Source organism: Acidovorax sp. A1169 (assembly GCF_030704685.1).
In the GTDB taxonomy this organism is placed as follows: domain Bacteria; phylum Pseudomonadota; class Gammaproteobacteria; order Burkholderiales; family Burkholderiaceae_C; genus Acidovorax.
In genome coordinates, this window is sequence record NZ_JAUZDX010000015.1 from 126,288 (window position 1) to 142,523 (window position 16,236).

General features: G+C 66.3%; 10 protein-coding genes. 4 read left to right on the plus strand and 6 right to left on the minus strand.

Annotated features, from left to right (window positions below; genetic code table 11):
- Nucleotides 1-3: 3 nt before the first annotated feature.
- On the minus strand, nucleotides 4-1,284 hold the full coding sequence (gene odhB / locus QYL93_RS22180; protein ID WP_305745689.1) for a 2-oxoglutarate dehydrogenase complex dihydrolipoyllysine-residue succinyltransferase: 1,281 nt from the start codon (nucleotides 1,282-1,284) through the stop codon (nucleotides 4-6).
- A 52-nt stretch (nucleotides 1,285-1,336) separates the two neighbouring features.
- Entirely contained in the window at nucleotides 1,337-4,216 is a 2,880-nt protein-coding gene (locus QYL93_RS22185; protein ID WP_305745690.1) for a 2-oxoglutarate dehydrogenase E1 component, read from the minus strand.
- Between the two features lie 259 nt (nucleotides 4,217-4,475).
- On the opposite strand from QYL93_RS22185, the gene QYL93_RS22190 reads away from it, so the two are divergent.
- Nucleotides 4,476-5,543, plus strand: a complete 1,068-nt coding sequence (locus QYL93_RS22190; protein WP_305745691.1) for an AI-2E family transporter — start codon at nucleotides 4,476-4,478, stop codon at nucleotides 5,541-5,543.
- A 53-nt stretch (nucleotides 5,544-5,596) separates the two neighbouring features.
- Here QYL93_RS22190 and QYL93_RS22195 read toward each other — a convergent pair whose 3' ends face one another.
- The 4 genes from QYL93_RS22195 to hrpA all read right to left on the minus strand — a co-directional run bounded on the left by QYL93_RS22195 (nucleotide 5,597) and on the right by hrpA (nucleotide 11,484).
- Nucleotides 5,597-6,325: a pentapeptide repeat-containing protein gene (locus tag QYL93_RS22195; protein ID WP_305745692.1), complete on the minus strand. Its 729-nt coding sequence runs from the start codon at nucleotides 6,323-6,325 to the stop codon at nucleotides 5,597-5,599.
- A gap of 36 nt (nucleotides 6,326-6,361) precedes the next feature.
- Nucleotides 6,362-6,703 carry an SMR family transporter gene (locus QYL93_RS22200; protein WP_305745693.1) on the minus strand — a complete coding sequence of 114 codons (342 nt, stop codon included), beginning with the start codon at nucleotides 6,701-6,703 and terminating at the stop codon, nucleotides 6,362-6,364.
- A gap of 19 nt (nucleotides 6,704-6,722) precedes the next feature.
- Nucleotides 6,723-7,289, minus strand: a complete 567-nt coding sequence (locus QYL93_RS22205; RefSeq protein ID WP_305745694.1) for a TetR/AcrR family transcriptional regulator — start codon at nucleotides 7,287-7,289, stop codon at nucleotides 6,723-6,725.
- A gap of 100 nt (nucleotides 7,290-7,389) precedes the next feature.
- Nucleotides 7,390-11,484 carry an ATP-dependent RNA helicase HrpA gene (hrpA, locus tag QYL93_RS22210; protein ID WP_305745695.1) on the minus strand — a complete coding sequence of 1,365 codons (4,095 nt, stop codon included), beginning with the start codon at nucleotides 11,482-11,484 and terminating at the stop codon, nucleotides 7,390-7,392.
- Between the two features lie 198 nt (nucleotides 11,485-11,682).
- Between hrpA and QYL93_RS22215 the strand changes: the two genes are divergently transcribed.
- The 3 genes from QYL93_RS22215 (at nucleotide 11,683) to QYL93_RS22225 (ending at nucleotide 16,212) form a co-directional block, all read left to right on the plus strand.
- Nucleotides 11,683-13,566, plus strand: a complete 1,884-nt coding sequence (locus tag QYL93_RS22215; RefSeq protein WP_305745696.1) for a serine hydrolase — start codon at nucleotides 11,683-11,685, stop codon at nucleotides 13,564-13,566.
- Nucleotides 13,567-13,882: 316 nt separating this feature from the next.
- Nucleotides 13,883-14,128 carry a hypothetical protein gene (locus QYL93_RS22220; RefSeq protein WP_305745697.1) on the plus strand — a complete coding sequence of 82 codons (246 nt, stop codon included), beginning with the start codon at nucleotides 13,883-13,885 and terminating at the stop codon, nucleotides 14,126-14,128.
- Between the two features lie 8 nt (nucleotides 14,129-14,136).
- Nucleotides 14,137-16,212, plus strand: coding sequence for an AAA family ATPase (locus QYL93_RS22225; RefSeq protein WP_305745698.1), 2,076 nt, complete (start codon nucleotides 14,137-14,139; stop codon nucleotides 16,210-16,212).
- Nucleotides 16,213-16,236: the final 24 nt, after the last annotated feature.

Sequence of the window (16,236 nt, forward strand, 5' to 3'; positions counted from 1 at the left end):
CTATCAGATGTCGAACAGCAGGCGCGATGGGTCTTCCAGCGCTTCCTTCATCGCCACCAGGCCCAGCACGGCTTCGCGGCCATCGATGATGCGGTGGTCATAGGACATGGCCAGGTAGTTCATCGGGCGGATCACGATCTGGCCGTTCTCCACCACGGCGCGGTCCTTCGTGGCGTGCACGCCCAGGATGGCCGACTGCGGCGGGTTGATGATGGGCGTGGACAGCATGGAGCCGAAGGTGCCGCCGTTGCTGATCGAGAACGTACCGCCGGTCATTTCTTCAATGCCCAGCTTGCCGTCCTTGGCCTTCTGGCCGTATTCGGCGATCTTCTTCTCGATCTCGGCAAAGCTCATCTGGTCTGCGTTGCGCAGGATGGGCACCACCAGGCCACGGGGCGAACCCACGGCGATACCGATGTCGAAGTAGCCGTGGTAGACGATGTCGTTGCCATCGACCGAGGCGTTGAGCACGGGGTACTTCTTCAGGGCATGCACGGCCGCCTTCACGAAGAAGCTCATGAAGCCGATCTTCACGCCGTGTTCCTTGGTGAACGCGTCCTGGAACTTCTTGCGCATGTCCATCACCGGCGCCATGTTCACTTCGTTGAACGTGGTCAGGATGGCGTTGGTCGATTGTGATTGCAGCAGGCGCTCGGCCACGCGGGCACGCAGGCGGCTCATGGGAACGCGCTGCTCGGGGCGGCCGCTCAGGTCTTCCTTGCCAGCCGGTGCCGACACCTGGGGCAGTGCCTTGGTAGGCACGCCCGTGGGAATGGCACTGGGGGCTGCCACGGCGGCCTTGGCGGCACCGCCAGCGCCACCGGCGACTGCGCCGAGCACGTCGCCCTTGGTCACGCGGCCATCCTTGCCCGAACCGGCCACGTCCGATGCGGAGAGGTTGTTCTCGGCCAGCAGCTTGGCAGCCGCAGGCATCGCCACGTCGCCCTTGGAACCACCGGCAGCCGCTGGTGCGGCAGCAGGGGCCGATGCGGTCGCAGCAGCAGGTGCTGCTACGGCAGCGGCCGCAGCGGCGCCGGCCTTGCCTTCGGTGTCGATCTTGGCGATGAGCTGCTCGGCCACCACGGTGGCGCCGTCGCCCTGCACGATTTCAACCAGAACGCCAGCAGAGGGGGCGGGCACTTCGAGCACGACCTTGTCGGTTTCGATCTCGATCAGGATCTCGTCCACTGCGACCGCTTCACCGGCCTTTTTCTTCCAGGTGAGCATGGTGGCTTCTGCCACGGACTCGGACAGCTGGGGGACTTTGACTTCTACGATAGCCATATCAATTCTTTCGGAATGGGGTTCTGTTCTGTGTAATCGGGGGTTGCCGGCCTTACTTGGTCAGGACAAAACCCTTGAGCTTGCCAAACGCGCCGTCCACCAGTGCCTTTTGCTGTTCCTGGTGCAGGTGCGAGTAGCCCACGGCAGGCGATGCCGATGCCGCACGGCCGGAGTAACCCAGCTTCTGGCCATCGAGCATGTTCTCGTGGATGTAGTGCTGCACGAAGAACCAGGCGCCCTGGTTCTGTGGCTCGTCCTGGCACCACACCACGTCGGTGGCGTTGGGGAAGCGCTTGAGCTCGTTGGCGAACGCCTTGTGCGGGAAGGGGTAGAGCTGCTCGACGCGGATGATGGCCACGTCGTCGTCTTCGCGCTCGGTGCGCTTTTTGACCAGGTCGTAGTAGACCTTGCCCGAGCAGGCGATCACGCGCTTGACCTTGGCGGCCTTCTTCACGATGGCTTCGTTCTGCTCCGGGATCACCGTCTGGAAGCTGCCCTTGGTGAACTCGGACAGGGGCGACGTGGCATCCTTGTTGCGCAGCAGCGACTTGGGCGTCATGATGATCAGCGGCTTGCGCAGATCACGCACCATCTGGCGGCGCAGGATGTGGAAGATCTGGCTGGCCGTCGTGGGCTGCACCACCTGCATGTTGGCGTCGGCCGACAGCTGCATGAAGCGCTCCAGGCGGGCCGAGCTGTGCTCGGGGCCCTGGCCTTCGTAGCCGTGCGGCAGCATCAGCGTGATGCCGTTGACACGGCCCCACTTGACTTCACCCGAGGCGATGAACTGGTCGATCACGACCTGCGCGCCGTTGGCGAAGTCGCCGAACTGGGCTTCCCAGATCACCAGGGTGTTGGGGTCGTTCGATGCATAGCCGTATTCGAAGCCCAGCACCGCCTCTTCGGACAGGATGGAGTCGATCACGACGAACGGAGCCTGGTTCTCGCTCACGTTCTGCAGCGGCACGTAGGTGCCGATGTCCCACTTCTCGCGCTTTTGGTCATGGATGACCGAGTGGCGGTGGGTGAACGTGCCGCGGCCGCAGTCTTCACCGGACAGGCGCACGGGGAAGCCGCTGGCCACCAGCGAGGCGAATGCCATGTGCTCGCCCATGCCCCAGTCCACAGGGATGTCGCCACGGCCCATGGCGGCGCGGTCGTCGTACACCTTCTTGACCAGTTGGTGCGGCGTCACGCCTTCGGGGATGGTGGTGATCTTCTCGGACAGGCGCTTCCACTCGGCCAGAGGGATCGCGGTGTCGCCCGCATCGGTCCACTTCTTGCCCAGGAACGGGCTCCAGTCAACAGCGTACTTGCTCTTGAAGTTGGTCAGCACCGGATCGACCGTGTGCTTGCCCGCGTCCATGGCAGCACGGTAGGCCTTGGCCATGTCGTCGCCCAAGGTCTCACCCAGACCTTGCGTGGCCAGCTTGTCGGCATACAGCTTGCGCGTGCCGGGGTGCTGGCCGATCTTCTTGTACATCAGCGGCTGGGTCAGCGCGGGGGTATCCTGCTCGTTGTGGCCCAGCTTGCGGAAGCAGATGATATCCACGACCACGTCCTTCTGGAATTCCATGCGGAATTCAAGGGCGAGCTGGGTGGCCAGCACCACGGCTTCAGGATCGTCGCCGTTCACGTGCAGCACGGGCGACTCGATCATCTTCACGATGTCGGTGCAGTACAGCGTCGAGCGTGCGTCGCGCGGATCGGAGGTGGTGAAGCCGATCTGGTTGTTGATGATGATGTGCACCGTGCCACCCGTGGAGTAGCCACGGGTCTGCGCCAGCGCCAGGGTTTCCTGGTTCACGCCCTGGCCGGCAAAGGCCGCGTCGCCGTGCACCAGCACGGGCAGCACCTGCTTGCCAAGCGGGTCGGCGCGGCGGTCCATTCGGGCGCGCACCGAGCCTTCGACCACGGGGTTCACGATTTCCAGGTGCGATGGGTTGAATGCCAGCGACAGGTGGACCGGGCCGCCAGGGGTGGTCACATCGGAGCTGAAGCCCTGGTGGTACTTCACGTCACCCGATGGCAGGTCTTCGGGGGCGGTGTGGTCGAACTCGGCGAACAGGTCCGCAGGCATCTTGCCCATGGAGTTCACCAGCACATTCAGGCGGCCGCGGTGGGCCATTCCGATCACGATTTCCTGCACGCCCTTGGTACCGGCGGACTGGATCAACTCGTCCATCGCAGCGATGAAGCTTTCGCCCCCTTCAAGGGAGAAGCGCTTTTGGCCGACGTACTTGGTGTGCAGGAAGCGCTCCAGGCCTTCGGCGGCCGTCAGGCGGTCGAGGATGTGCTTCTTCTTCTCGGCACCGAAGCTGGGCTTGCTGCGGATGGTTTCCAGCTTTTCCTGCCACCAGCGCTTCTGGTTCTGGTCGGTCGCGTACATGTACTCGACACCGATGGAGCCGCAGTAGGTTTCGCGCAGGGCATTGATCAGCTCTCGCAGCGGCAGGGATTCCTTGCCGAAAAACGTGTTGCTGATGTTGAAGACGGTTTCCTGGTCCGCGTCGCTGAAGCCGTAGAACGAGGCTTCGAGTTCGGGGATCGCAGGGCGCTCGGTGCGTTTCAGGGGATCGAGGTCGGCCCAGCGCTGGCCCACGTTGCGGTAGGCGGCAATCAGCTGCTGTACGGCGGTGCGCTTGCGGCCCAGTTCCGAATCGGCACCGGTGGCGACGACGACCTTGGTGCCGCCCTGCTTTGCGCGCTCGGCGAAGGCATTGACGACGGGAAGGTGGGGAACGTCCTTGGCATTGGAGCCATCGACGGCAGGCACATGCTGCAATGCGTCGAAATACTCGCGCCAGGTATCAGGCACGCTGCCGGGGTTGGCGAGGTAGTTCTCGTACATCTCTTCGACATAGGGCGCATTGCCGCCGAAGAGGTAGGTGTTGCCTTGGTAGGCTTGATAGACGGATGTCGTATCGCTCATATTCCGCTGACCTCCGCTTCCCTGAGGGAAGCATTAGCTGGTTGAGAAACCTTCCGCGACACGGCTGGACCGGTTGGCGGATGCGACTGTGGCTGGGGAAGGGCCTTGGTACGGGCTGCATTGTGCCACTGATCTGCATCAAGCCCAAAAAGCGCGGCCCATATGTATCTGCGTGCCATGGAAATGCAGGGTGCCGCAGCACCTCGCGTACATTGCGGGTACACGCGATAGGGCGGGTATACGTTCTCAACAGGTTCCAATGAGCCCCAACACACTCCAAGACAAGACTTTCCTGCTGCTACTGGTGCTGGTCACCGTGGCCTTCGGCGCCATCCTCTGGCAGTTCCACGGTGCGGTGTTCTGGGGCATGGTGCTGGCCATCCTGTTCGCACCGCTGCACCGCAAGGTGCTGCGGCGCCTGCGCCCGCGCACCAACCTGGCCGCGTTGATCACGCTGGGGCTGTGTCTGGTGATCGTGATCCTGCCGGTGGCCTTCCTCACCGTCTCGCTGGTCCAGGAAGCCACGGCCATTTATGAGCGCACGCGCACGGGGCAGCTCAACTTCGGCCTGTACTTCCAGCAGGTCATCGCCGCCCTGCCCCAGTGGGCCGTGAACCTGCTGGACCGCTTCAACCTGACCTCGGTGGCGCAGATCCAGGAGCGCCTGTCGTCGGTTGCCGTGCAGGCCAGCCAGTTCATCGCCACCCAGGCGGTCAACATCGGCCAGAACACGCTCGAGTTCCTCGTAGGCTTCGGCATCATGCTGTACCTGCTGTTCTTTTTGCTGCGCGACGGCGCCGCACTGGGCGCGCGCATCGGCCGCGCCATTCCGCTCGAGACCGAGCACAAGCGCCAGCTGGTCACCAAGTTCACCACCGTGATCCGCGCCACCGTCAAGGGCAACATCGTGGTCGCTGCCTCGCAGGGCGCCCTGGGCGGGCTGATCTTCTGGATCCTGGGCATCCAGGGCCCCGTGCTCTGGGGCGTGCTGATGGCCTTTCTGTCGCTGCTGCCCGCCGTGGGCGCCGGCCTGATCTGGCTGCCCGTGGCCATCTACTTCCTGGCCACCGGCGCCGTATGGCAAGGCGTGGTGCTGATCGCCTACGGCATCGGCGTCATCGGCCTGGTGGACAACGTCCTGCGCCCCATCCTGGTCGGCAAGGACACCAAGATGCCGGACTACGTGGTGCTGATCTCCACCCTGGGCGGGCTTGGGTTGTTCGGGCTCACGGGCTTCGTCATCGGCCCCGTGATCGCGGCGCTGTTCATGGCGACCTGGGATCTGTTCTCTCCAGAGCCTGACCAGATCCACCACACCGCCAAATAGCCCCTTTGCCGCGCATTGGCACTGTCGCCTCAAGGCGACAGTGCATGAAGAACTCACATCACCCGCACGCCCAGCTCGCTGACCAGCGCAGCCGCCTGGTCCTGCGATATCACTGCCCCCTTGAAGAACTGCGCGACATTGGCGATGCGCAGCCCCGCCAGGTCCACCGCGCGCAGGTCGGCGCCGTCGAAGCGGGCGTTCTTGAGGTTGGCATCGCGCAGGCTGCCGCCCTCGAACACCGCATCGCGAAAATCGCAGCCGCCCAGGTCGGCGTCACTCATGTCCAACTGGCCAATGGTCTGCTTGCGAAACGACATGCCGCGCAGGTCCGCCCCCACCAGCAGCGAATCGTGAAACGCGAGGCCCAGCGTGTGCGCCTCGCGAAAGCCTGCGCCGGTGAGCTTGACCTCGGCGAACACGGCAGAGCCCAGCTTGCTGCGTGCCCAACTGGTGTTGTTCAGGTCGCAGCGGTACCAGCGCGCATCGGTCAGGTCCGCCAGGTGGAAGTTGGCCAGCCCGGCCCGGCAGCCCAGCCAGCGGCTGTCGGCGAGGTTCGACTTTTCAAAAGACGCCTCGGCCAGCACGCACTCGGTGAACTGCACCCCGCGCAACTCCAGCCGCGACAGGTCTGCCCCTTCGAAGTCGCATTGCTCGAAGTGCAGTGGGCCGGCCCCCCGCTCCAGCAGGGCCAGCACATCCGTGCGCGACAGGGTCTGGCCCGTGATGGGTGCGACCGCCGGCAATGTGGCGGACGACGAAGAGCAGGTATAGGAGGCGGTCATGGCATCACCAGGAAAAGCGGAAGAAAGAGAGCGTGCTCAGTGGCCGACGCTCTTGGAAAACAGGTTCACGGCCAGCACCCCGGCAATGATCATGCCCAGGCCGATCACCGCCGGCAGGTCGAGCTTCTGCCCGTAGACCACCCAGCCCACGGCCGAGATGAGCACGATGCCCACGCCCGACCAGATGGCATAGGCAATGCCGACCGGCAGGGTCTTTAGCGTGAGCGACAGCAGGTAGAAAGACAGGCTGTAGGTGACCACCGTGATGGCGCTGGGACCCAGGCGGGTGAAGCCCTCGGAGGCCTTGAGCGCCGAGGTGCCGATCACCTCGGAGACGATGGCAATGCCAAGCAACAGGTAGGCAGTGGTGAGATTCATGGGTACTCGCTTTTTGAAATCAGTTGCACAGATCGAGCAGGGTTTTCAGCACGCGGGCCTTGCGCGCTTCGTCCATCGGGTACACATCGAGCATCTGGCTGAACCAGTAGCCGTCGGCCGCCATGCGGCAGGCCAGCAGGCGGTCGGCCACCTGCGGGTCATCGCCATCCTGCGCCAAGGCGGCCTGCATCGTGGCGCTCCACTGCTCCCGGCAGTGGGGCAAGGTCAGCGCCAGCAGGCCGATGGCGCGCTGGGCCTCCACCCGATTGCAATCGGTGCCTTCGTCGAACGCCGTGCGGATGTAGGCCCGGGCATGGCGGCCTGGCCGGCCCTCCGCTTCCAGGGCCAGCGCCTGGGCATAGCCCTGCTGGAATTCCTCGAACAGCTGGTCGCTCAGGGCATCGAGCAGCGCCTGCTTGCTGCGAAAGTGGTGCTGCAGCCCGCCCTTGGTCACCCCGGCGCGGGCAGACACGGCATCGAGCGTGACCGCATGGGGCCCCTGCTCGACCAGCAGCGTGCGCACCACGGCCAGCAACTGGCTGCGCACGAGCTCGGGGTGTTTCTGGCGGCGGTGGGCTTCGGTCATGCGGACAAACAAACCATCTGGACGGAATGTTTAGTATAACGCGCCCCTGCCCTTCGGAAAAACGCCGATCCGAAAGACCGGATCGGCACGTCCCCTTTCGTCAGCTATTCACCTGCGTCCACAGCTTCTCCAGCCGCTTGACGCTCACCGGCTGCGGCGTGCGCAGTTCCTGCGCAAAGAAGCTCACGCGCAGTTCCTCCAGCAGCCAGCGCAGTTCCTGCATGCGGCTGTCTACCTGGCCCTTGCGTTCGGCCACCAGGCGCCAGTAGCGCTGCTCCTGCGGGCGTACCTCGGCCAGCTTGGCGGCGTCGCGCGCGGGGTCGGCGCGGTATTTGTCCAGGCGCAGGGTGATGGCCTTGAGGTAGCGGGCGTAGTGGGCCAGTTGCGTCCAGGGCGCGATGGCGATGAAGTTCTTGGGCATCAGGCGCGCCAGTTGCTGCTGGGCGTCCTGCGTGGCCTCGGGTGCGTTCTTGGTGTCCTTGATCTTGCGCGCGGCGGCGGCAAACTCGATGAGAATGGTGCTTGCTAGGCGCGCCACCTCGTTGGCGATCAGGGTCAGGCGGCCCCTGCCCTCTTCCAGCCGGCGCTTGAAGGCGTACTCGTCGGTGGGCAGCGGGTCGAGCAGAAAGGCACGGTCCAGCGCCACGTCGATGACCTGGCTGCGCAGCTCCTCCTGCGTGCCGCCGCCGGTGCCGTCGGCGTTGCGGCCCACCTGCATGTAGGCCACGGCCATCTTCTGCAGGTCGGGGATGTTCTTTTCGAGGTACTTGAGCGCGTCCTTGATCTGCAGCGCGAACAGACGGCGCAGGCCGGCGCGGTGCTTGGCAGCAGCCACCTCGGGCTCGTCGAAGACCTCGATGCTCACGGCGTCGCCGCCATCGATCAGGGCCGGAAAGCCGATCAGCGTCTGCCCGGCCTTTCGGATCTCCATCAGCTCGGGCAGCTCACCAAAGGTCCACGCCGTATAGCGCTGGCCTGCAGGTGCAGCGGGCTTGGCTGCCGGCTGTGCCGGCACCGGGGGCTGCCCCTTGCCCGATGCCAGGGTCGCAGCAGACCCGCTTTTGGCTGCAGGCGCCGGGACTTCTGGCTGCGGCGGCACGCCTGCGGCCAGCTTGAGCCCGGCCAGCGCCTGGAAGGCGCCGCGCGCCTTGGCGCCCCATTCGGCCTTCAAGGCGCCCAGGTTGCGGCCATGGCCTAGCTGGCGGCCATGCTCGTCCACCACGCGGAAGTTCATGAACAGGTGCGGGCTGAGCATGTCGAGCTTGAAGTCGGCCCGCTTCACATCGAGCGAGGTCTCGTCGCGCACCTGCTTGAGCAGCACGTCGGTCAGGCTGCCCTGGCCAAAGCGCTCGGGCGTGCCCAGCAGGCCGGCCAGGCGGGTCGCGTTCTCGGGCAGCGGCACAAAGCGGCTGCGCGGGCGCTGGTGCAGGCTCTTGAGCAGGGCCTGGATCTTGTCCTTGAGCATGCCGGGCACCAGCCATTCGCAGCGCTCGTCGTTCACCTGGTTGAGCACGAACAGCGGGATGGTCACGGTGATGCCGTCGCGCGCGTCGCCCGGCTCGTGCAGGTAGGTGGCGGCGCAGTCCACCCCGCCCAGCCGCACCGTCTTGGGAAAGGCGTTGCTGGTGATGCCCGCCGCCTCGTGGCGCATGAGTTCTTCGCGCGTGAGCTTGAGCAGCTCGGGCTGCTGGCGCGAGGCCTCGCGGTACCAGGCCTCGAAGCCGTGGCCGCTGCACACGTCGGGCGGCAGCTGCTGGTCGTAGAAGGCGTAGATCAGCTCATCATCCACCAGCACGTCCTGGCGGCGCGACTTGTGTTCGAGCTCCTCCACCTTGGCGATCAGCTTCTGGTTGGCGGCCAGGAAGGGCAGCTTGCTCTCCCAGTTGCCGCCCACCAGCGCTTCGCGGATGAAGATCTCGCGCGCCGCATGCGGGTCGATCTTGCCGAAGTTGATGCGCCGGCCGTTGTAGACTACCAGGCCGTAGAGCGTGGCGCGCTCCAGAGCAGTAACTTCGGCAGATTTCTTCTCCCAGTGCGGGTCGAGCAGCTGCTTCTTGAGCAGGTGGCTACCCACCTCTTCGAGCCACTGCGGCTCGATGGCGGCAATGCCCCGCCCGAAGAGGCGCGTGGTCTCCACCAACTCGGCCGCCACGATCCAGCGGCCGGGCTTCTTGGCCAGGTGGGCGCCCGGGTGCTTGTAGAACTTGATGCCGCGCGCGCCCAGATACCAGTCTTCCTCTTCGCTGCGCGCGCCGATGTTGCCCAAAAGGCCCGCCAGCATCGACAGGTGCAGCTGCTCGTAGCTTGCGGGCTGGCTGTTGATGGCCCACTTGTGCTCGGCTACCACGGTGAGCAACTGGGTATGGATATCACGCCACTCGCGCAGGCGGCGGATGCTGATGAAGTTCTGGCGCAGCAGCTGCTCGTACTGGCGGTTGCTCAGCTTGTGCGTGGGCGCATGCGCGTCGGCACTGGCCACGGCGGGCGCTGGCGCTGCAGCGGCCACCATGCGCTGCGCTACAGGCAAAAAGGCCTGCGATGGCGCGCGCTGGTTGGCCATGGCCTTCTGCGCCCGGGCCGACGGCAGTGTGGGCGCGCCGCCCCGGGCCTCGTTGATCCACTTCCAAAGCTTGAGGTAGCCGCTGAACTCGCTTTTCTCGTCGTCGAACTTGGCGTGGGCCTGGTCGGCCTGCTGCTGGGCCTCCAGGGGGCGGTCGCGCACATCCTGAACGCTCAGGGCGCTGGCGATCACCAGCACCTCGTCCAGCGCCTTGCGGTCGCGTGCCTCCAGGATCATGCGGCCCACGCGCGGGTCGAGCGGCAGGCGCGAGAGTTCCACGCCCATGGGCGTGAGCTCGTTGGCCTCGTCCACGGCGCCCAACTCGCCCAGCAGCTGGTAGCCGTCGGCAATGGCGCGGCCCGAAGGCGCTTCGATGAAGGGGAACTGAACCACGTCACCCAGGTGCAGCGACTTCATGCGCAGAATGACACCCGCGAGCGAGCTGCGCAGGATTTCGGGGTCGGTGAAGCGCGGGCGGGCGTTGAAGTCCACCTCGTCGTACAGGCGGATGCAGATGCCGTTGGCCACCCGGCCGCAGCGGCCCGCGCGCTGGTTGGCGGCCGCCTGGCTGATGGGCTCCACCAGCAACTGCTCCACCTTGCTGCGAAAGCTGTAGCGCTTGACGCGGGCCGTGCCCGCATCGATCACGTAACGAATGCCCGGCACCGTGAGCGAGGTCTCGGCCACATTGGTGGCCAGCACCAGGCGGCGGCCGGTGTGGCCGTCGAAAATGCGGTCCTGCTCGGCCTGCGACAGGCGCGCGAACAGGGGCAGCACCTCGGCGTTGCGCATCACTGGCTGGTGTGCCAGGTGCTTGCGCAGGTGGTCTGCGGCCTCGCGGATCTCGCGCTCGCCGGGCAGAAAGATCAGGATGTCGCCCGCCGCATTGCCCTGCCAGAGTTCGTCCACGCCATCGGCAATGGCTTCGTTGAGGCCATAGTCGCGCGTGTCCTCGAAGGGCCGCCAGCGCTGCTCTACCGGAAAGGTGCGCCCCGATACATAGATGATGGGCGCCGGCCCCTTGGCCGACTCGAAGTGCTTGGCAAACCGGTCCGCATCGATGGTGGCCGAGGTCACCACCACCTTCAGGTCCGGCCGGCGCGGCAGGATCTGGCGGATGTAGCCCAGCAGGAAGTCGATGTTCAGGCTGCGCTCGTGCGCCTCGTCGATGATGATGGTGTCGTAGGCCTTGAGCAGCGGGTCGGTCTGCGTCTCGGCCAGCAAGATGCCGTCTGTCATGAGCTTGACCGAGGCATCGCGCGAGAGCCGGTCCTGAAAGCGCACCTTGAAACCCACCACGTCGCCCAGCGGGGTCTTGAGCTCTTCGGCGATGCGCTTGGCCACGCTGCTGGCCGCAATGCGGCGCGGCTGGGTGTGGCCGATCATCTGGCCCTTCTGCCCTGCCGGCGCATTGCACTTGCCCCGGCCCAGGGCCAGCGCGATCTTGGGCAGCTGCGTGGTCTTGCCCGAGCCGGTTTCGCCGCAGACGATGACGACCTGGTGCTGGCGGATGGCCGCCATGATCTCCTCGCGCTTGCCCGATACGGGCAGGGATTCGGGGAACTCGATGTGCAGCTTGGCGGGGGGCCTGGCAGGCGCGACGGGCTGGGAAAGGGGAAGCGTGGAGTCGGTCATGAAGCCCGCATTATCCGAGGCTGGGCGTTGGCCTTGTGCAACACCGGCCATGCGCGAGCAGCCAGGGGGCACGTGGCCGTCCCATCGGGTAAGCTTTTCGGTGCGCAACAACGGCCGGAGCAGGCGATTTTCAGGATGTAATCACCCCATCACCAACCGGCAATGTCGTCACGCTGCGCGCACCGAAGAATATCCCGAATGCCCCCGCAGACATCTGCTTTCAAGCCTCCCCTGGACGAACGCCTCCCAACCCCATCGCGCCGCGACTGGCTGGCATGGACCGGCACCGCGGCCCTGGCGCCCTGGCTGCCCGGCTGCGGCGGCAGCAGTGCCCCCGCGCCCAACCTGGATGCCACCATGGCCTGGGGTCGCCGCCAGATCCGGCAGGCCATGCAGGCCAGCGACACACGGGCCGCCTCGATCGCGGTGATGTACGGTGACCGCATCGTCTGGCAGGAGGCCTTCGAGGTGCTGCGCGACACCCAAGCTACCCCAGCCACCCCGGCCGCCCCCGCCACGCCGGAAACGCGGTTCAACGTGGGCTCGGTCAGCAAGGTGGTCGCGGCGCTGGCCGTGATGATCCTCGCGGACCGCCAACTGGTGCAGCTCGATGCCCCGGTGGTGCGCTACCTGCCGCAGTTCAGCATGCTGTCGTCCGGCTACCGCGACATCACCGTGCGGCATTTGCTCAGCCACGCCTCGGGCCTGCCCGGCACCTACCTGCACAACATGTTCGCGTTTGCCCCGATTCCAGGGTATGCGGCCGGGGTGGAGGCCGCGCTGGCCGACATGCACCTCAAACACGCCCCCGGGGCCATGGCGGTCTACTGCAACGATGGCTTCACGCTGATCGAGCGCATCGTGCAGGCCGTCACGGGCCAGAGCTACCCCGCGTTCGTGCAGACCGCCATCCTCACGCCGCTCAGCATGGGCCGCTCAGGCTTCACGCTGCGGCCGCTGCCCGAAGGCAGCTTCGCGCCGGGCTACATCGGCCAGGCGCGGCAAGGGCAGGAGTTCGTGATGGGCTACGCCACGAGCGGGCTGTGCACCACGCCCGGCGACATGATGCGGCTTGCCGCCCTGCTGATCCAGGGCGGCGAGCAAGATGGCCAGCGCGTGGTCTCGAAGGCCGGCGTGGCGGAGATGGGCCGCGACCAGAACCAGGGCATGCGCATCGACCTCGCCCCCGACTGGCACTGGGGCCTGGGCTGGGACAGCACGCAGCAGCCGGGCCTGGACGCCGCAGGCGTGCGGGCCTGGCAAAAGAGCGGCAGCACGGTGTTCTGCGCAAGCGACTTCTACGTGCTGCCCCAGGCCGGCATGGCCTTGCTGCTCACGGGCAACGCACCGGGCTTTCGCCCCGGCCCCATCGCCGAAGGCATCTTGCTGCGGGCCCTGCAGGAGACCGGCCAGCTGCAGGCCCTGCCTGCCAAGGTCAGCACCACCGTGCCTTCGGTGGCCACGTCATCCACCACCGACGTCGATGCCGTGCTTGGCATCTATGGGCGTGCGTCCAAGCCGTTGAAGGTGGTTTCGCCCGACAGCCAGCAGGTCGATATCTCGGTGTGGTCCGCAGCGCTCAAGGATTGGGAGCCACTGTGCGAGGGCCTGCGCCTGCGCAGCGATGGCTGGTGGTGGGCGGATGCCAAGCCCGGCACGCACTACCGCTGGGAGCAGGCCGATGGCCGCCGCTACCTGCTGTCGCGCGAGCCGGCCCGCGCCGGGCACTACTGGGTCACCACGCCGATGGCACAGCAAATGCCCCGCGCGAGCGCCCCGCTGCCCGCTGCCTGGGCCGACCGCCTGGACACCACCTGGATCCAGGCCAATGAAGCGCCGGAATCGATACTGTTGGCAGCCGGCAGCATGGCCACCGCCACCCTGAGGGAGTTGCCCGAGCTGCGCGGCTACCTGTTCTGGGATGACCGCCAGTTCCTGCTCCCCCTGTCGGCAGACCGCGCCGGCATGGCGGTGCAGGTACCGCTGCACGAAGGCCGCGACCTGGTCGAACTGGTCGTACGGACGCAGGACCAGCAGGAGTGGCTGCACGCAGCAGGCTGGGTCTATCGCCAGGGCGATTGACCGGCGCACGCCGTCACTGTTCCTTTCACGCGACAGTTGGCTGCTTTTGCCTCCACCCCAGCTTGCCACACGCTGCGCGGCTCGCCACAATTGCGCCTTCTTTCCGCAACGCTTGGCCATGTCGGCCACCGCTGAAAGCCCTGGAGGTCACCGCTATGTTTGTTCCCTTGTTCGCTCCTGCCTGACCACAGTCCACCGCCCCGGCTGGACTGTGCATTCACGAGTCCAGCCACGGCAAACAAGCGCACCTCGCACCCAGTGCAGCGCTCCACAAGCCCTGGCTACCTTGCCGGGGTTTTTTGTTTGTGGAGTGCACATGAGTGCCCAAAAATTGTCCCGCGCCTACGCCCAGGGTGAAATCAAGAAGCTGCGCCGCATGAAGCAGCCCCTGGTGCTGAAGCTCGAAGCCTCGGGCCCGCCCCGAAATCCTGTGGCCACTGCGCTGGCCCAGCGCAGCCTGTCCAGCGCGGCAGGCAAGCACATACGCAGCCGCGGGGCCCAGCGCCGCGCGGACAACGTCGCCCTGCGCAAGGCGATCCAAGGCAAGCTACAGAACGATTGATTGACGACATGAATCCATTCACCAACGACGTGCCGCCGCACCTGCGGCACCCCCTGCACCCCACCGTGGCCCTGGCCGTGGGCGGGGTGCCCACCACCGCAGCGCAGGCAGCGCCGGCCCCCGTGCATGCGCATGGGGGCCCTGCCCCTGCGGGCGCCGTGACTGCAGCCGAGCTGGCCGTGCGCCAGCAGGCACTGGCCCAGGCGGCGGCACAGCTCAAGGCCGAGCTCTTCGGCATCGACGATGTGATCGACCGCGTGATCGATGCCGTGCGCGCCTGGTATGTGCTGCCCCAGCTCATCAGCCGCCCGGTCATCGTCTGCCTATGGGGCCTGACTGGCACCGGCAAGACGCAGCTCACGCGGCGCCTGGCGCAGCTGCTGGGCTTTTATGACCGCTTCGTGGAAGTGCAGATGGACGGCTTCAGCCATGGCGCCAGCTACCGCAGCTCCACCATCTCGGGCATGCTGGGCGACTCGGGCATCCACGAGGGGGCGCCGGGCGTGCTGGTACTCGACGAGTTCCAGCGCTTTCGCACCATGGACCGCAAGGGCGAGGACGTGAAGGTCGAGCGCTACCAGGACGTGTGGACGCTGCTATCCGACGGGCGCCTGCCGCCTGCGCTGAGCGCACTGTCCAACATCGAGCGCAAGCTGGCCGATGCCCACTACGAGGCCGAGCGCGCCGAAACCGACGATGACGCGCGCGCGGGCAAGGCCCCCTACCGCTTCCAGCTCGACGCCTGGGATGGGCAGGAGCTCAAGCGCATGCTCAAGCTGCAAGAGCCGCTGGCCGAGATCATGCAGTGGCCGCCTGCCAAGGTGCAGGCGCTGTTCACGCGCTTTCAGCAGTCGCACCACTCCTGGGAGACCGACTACAGCAAGCTGCTGGTCTTCGTCTGCGGCAACCTCGACGAGATGTACCACGAGACCGCCCAGCGCGTGGAGGACTGCGATACCGACGCCGACATCTTCCACCGCCTCACGCGCAAGCTCTCGCTGATCGACGTGAAGAAGGCCCTGGGCGAACGCTTCAAGCCCGAGCAGATCGCGCGCCTGGGCAACGAGCACGTGATCTACCCCTCGTTCAGCAAGGCGACCTACGAGCAGCTCATCCGCAACCTGTGCACGCGCTATGTGGACGACATCGCCGCGCAGTGCGGCGTGCGCTTTGCCATCGGGCAGGACGTGCTCGACGAGCTGTACGCCAATGCCGTCTTTCCGGCGCAGGGCACGCGGCCGCTGTTCTCGTCGGTGCATGCCATCCTGAGCGCCAACCTGGTCAACGCGGCGCTGTGGGTCATGCAGGAGCAATTGCCGCTGGCGCAGGAGTTCCCCATCAGCCTGGCTCCGGCCAAGCGCCATTTGCTGGTGCAGGGCCAGGGTCCGCAGGGGCCGGCAGAAACCACTTTCCCGGTGGTGCTGGAGCTCAACCGCCTCAAGCAGCGCGCCAATGCCGACTTCCGCGCCCTGCTGGCAGTGCACGAGGCCGGGCATGGCCTGGCGTACTGCGTGCTGTTCGGCCACGCCCCGCAGGAGGTGAAGATCAACATCGCCTCGTTCGAGGGCGGGTACAACAGCTTCTCCAGCCTGAAAGCCACCACCCGGCAGAACGCGCTGGACATGATGTGCGTGGGCCTGGCCGGCCGCGTGGCCGAGGAACTGGTGTTCGGCGAAATGGCCTGCACCACCGGCGCCGAGCAGGACTACAAGCAGGTGACGGCCGAGGCGGCACGCTACATCCGCCACCATGGCTTCGGTGCGCGCCTGGCCCGCACCGACGTGACGGTGGAGATGGACAACCACGTCAACACCGACATCGGCCCGAGCAACGAAGCCATCGAGGCGCTGATGCAGCAGCAGTACCGGCGCGCCCAGGAACTGCTGCAGACCCACCGCGAGGCCCTGGGCCGCACGGTGGACGCGCTGCTGCACCAGGGCACCATCGCCCCGGTGGAAATGGTGGCTTTGCTTAAGGACTGCGGCATTGCGCTGGCAGCCCCCGTGCAGGGCGGCCTGCCGGACGAAGGGCTGGTGCTGGAGCCGTTTGCGGCCAAACTCGGCGCGTTCCGCCAGGCCGTGTGATCTGGCCTGCAGCGTGGGGCGGGG

Bases quoted from the DNA above. Each gene is read 5' to 3' on its own strand.
- QYL93_RS22200 (WP_305745693.1), bottom strand. From the start codon at position 6,703: ATGAATCTCACCACTGCCTACCTGTTGCTTGGCATTGCCATCGTCTCC.
- QYL93_RS22215 (WP_305745696.1), top strand. From the start codon at position 11,683: ATGCCCCCGCAGACATCTGCTTTCAAGCCTCCCCTGGACGAACGCCTC.
- hrpA (WP_305745695.1), bottom strand. From the start codon at position 11,484: ATGACCGACTCCACGCTTCCCCTTTCCCAGCCCGTCGCGCCTGCCAGG.
- QYL93_RS22220 (WP_305745697.1), top strand. From the start codon at position 13,883: ATGAGTGCCCAAAAATTGTCCCGCGCCTACGCCCAGGGTGAAATCAAG.
- QYL93_RS22195 (WP_305745692.1), bottom strand. From the start codon at position 6,325: ATGACCGCCTCCTATACCTGCTCTTCGTCGTCCGCCACATTGCCGGCG.
- odhB (WP_305745689.1), bottom strand. From the start codon at position 1,284: ATGGCTATCGTAGAAGTCAAAGTCCCCCAGCTGTCCGAGTCCGTGGCA.
- QYL93_RS22225 (WP_305745698.1), top strand. From the start codon at position 14,137: ATGAATCCATTCACCAACGACGTGCCGCCGCACCTGCGGCACCCCCTG.
- QYL93_RS22185 (WP_305745690.1), bottom strand. From the start codon at position 4,216: ATGAGCGATACGACATCCGTCTATCAAGCCTACCAAGGCAACACCTAC.
- QYL93_RS22205 (WP_305745694.1), bottom strand. From the start codon at position 7,289: ATGACCGAAGCCCACCGCCGCCAGAAACACCCCGAGCTCGTGCGCAGC.
- QYL93_RS22190 (WP_305745691.1), top strand. From the start codon at position 4,476: ATGAGCCCCAACACACTCCAAGACAAGACTTTCCTGCTGCTACTGGTG.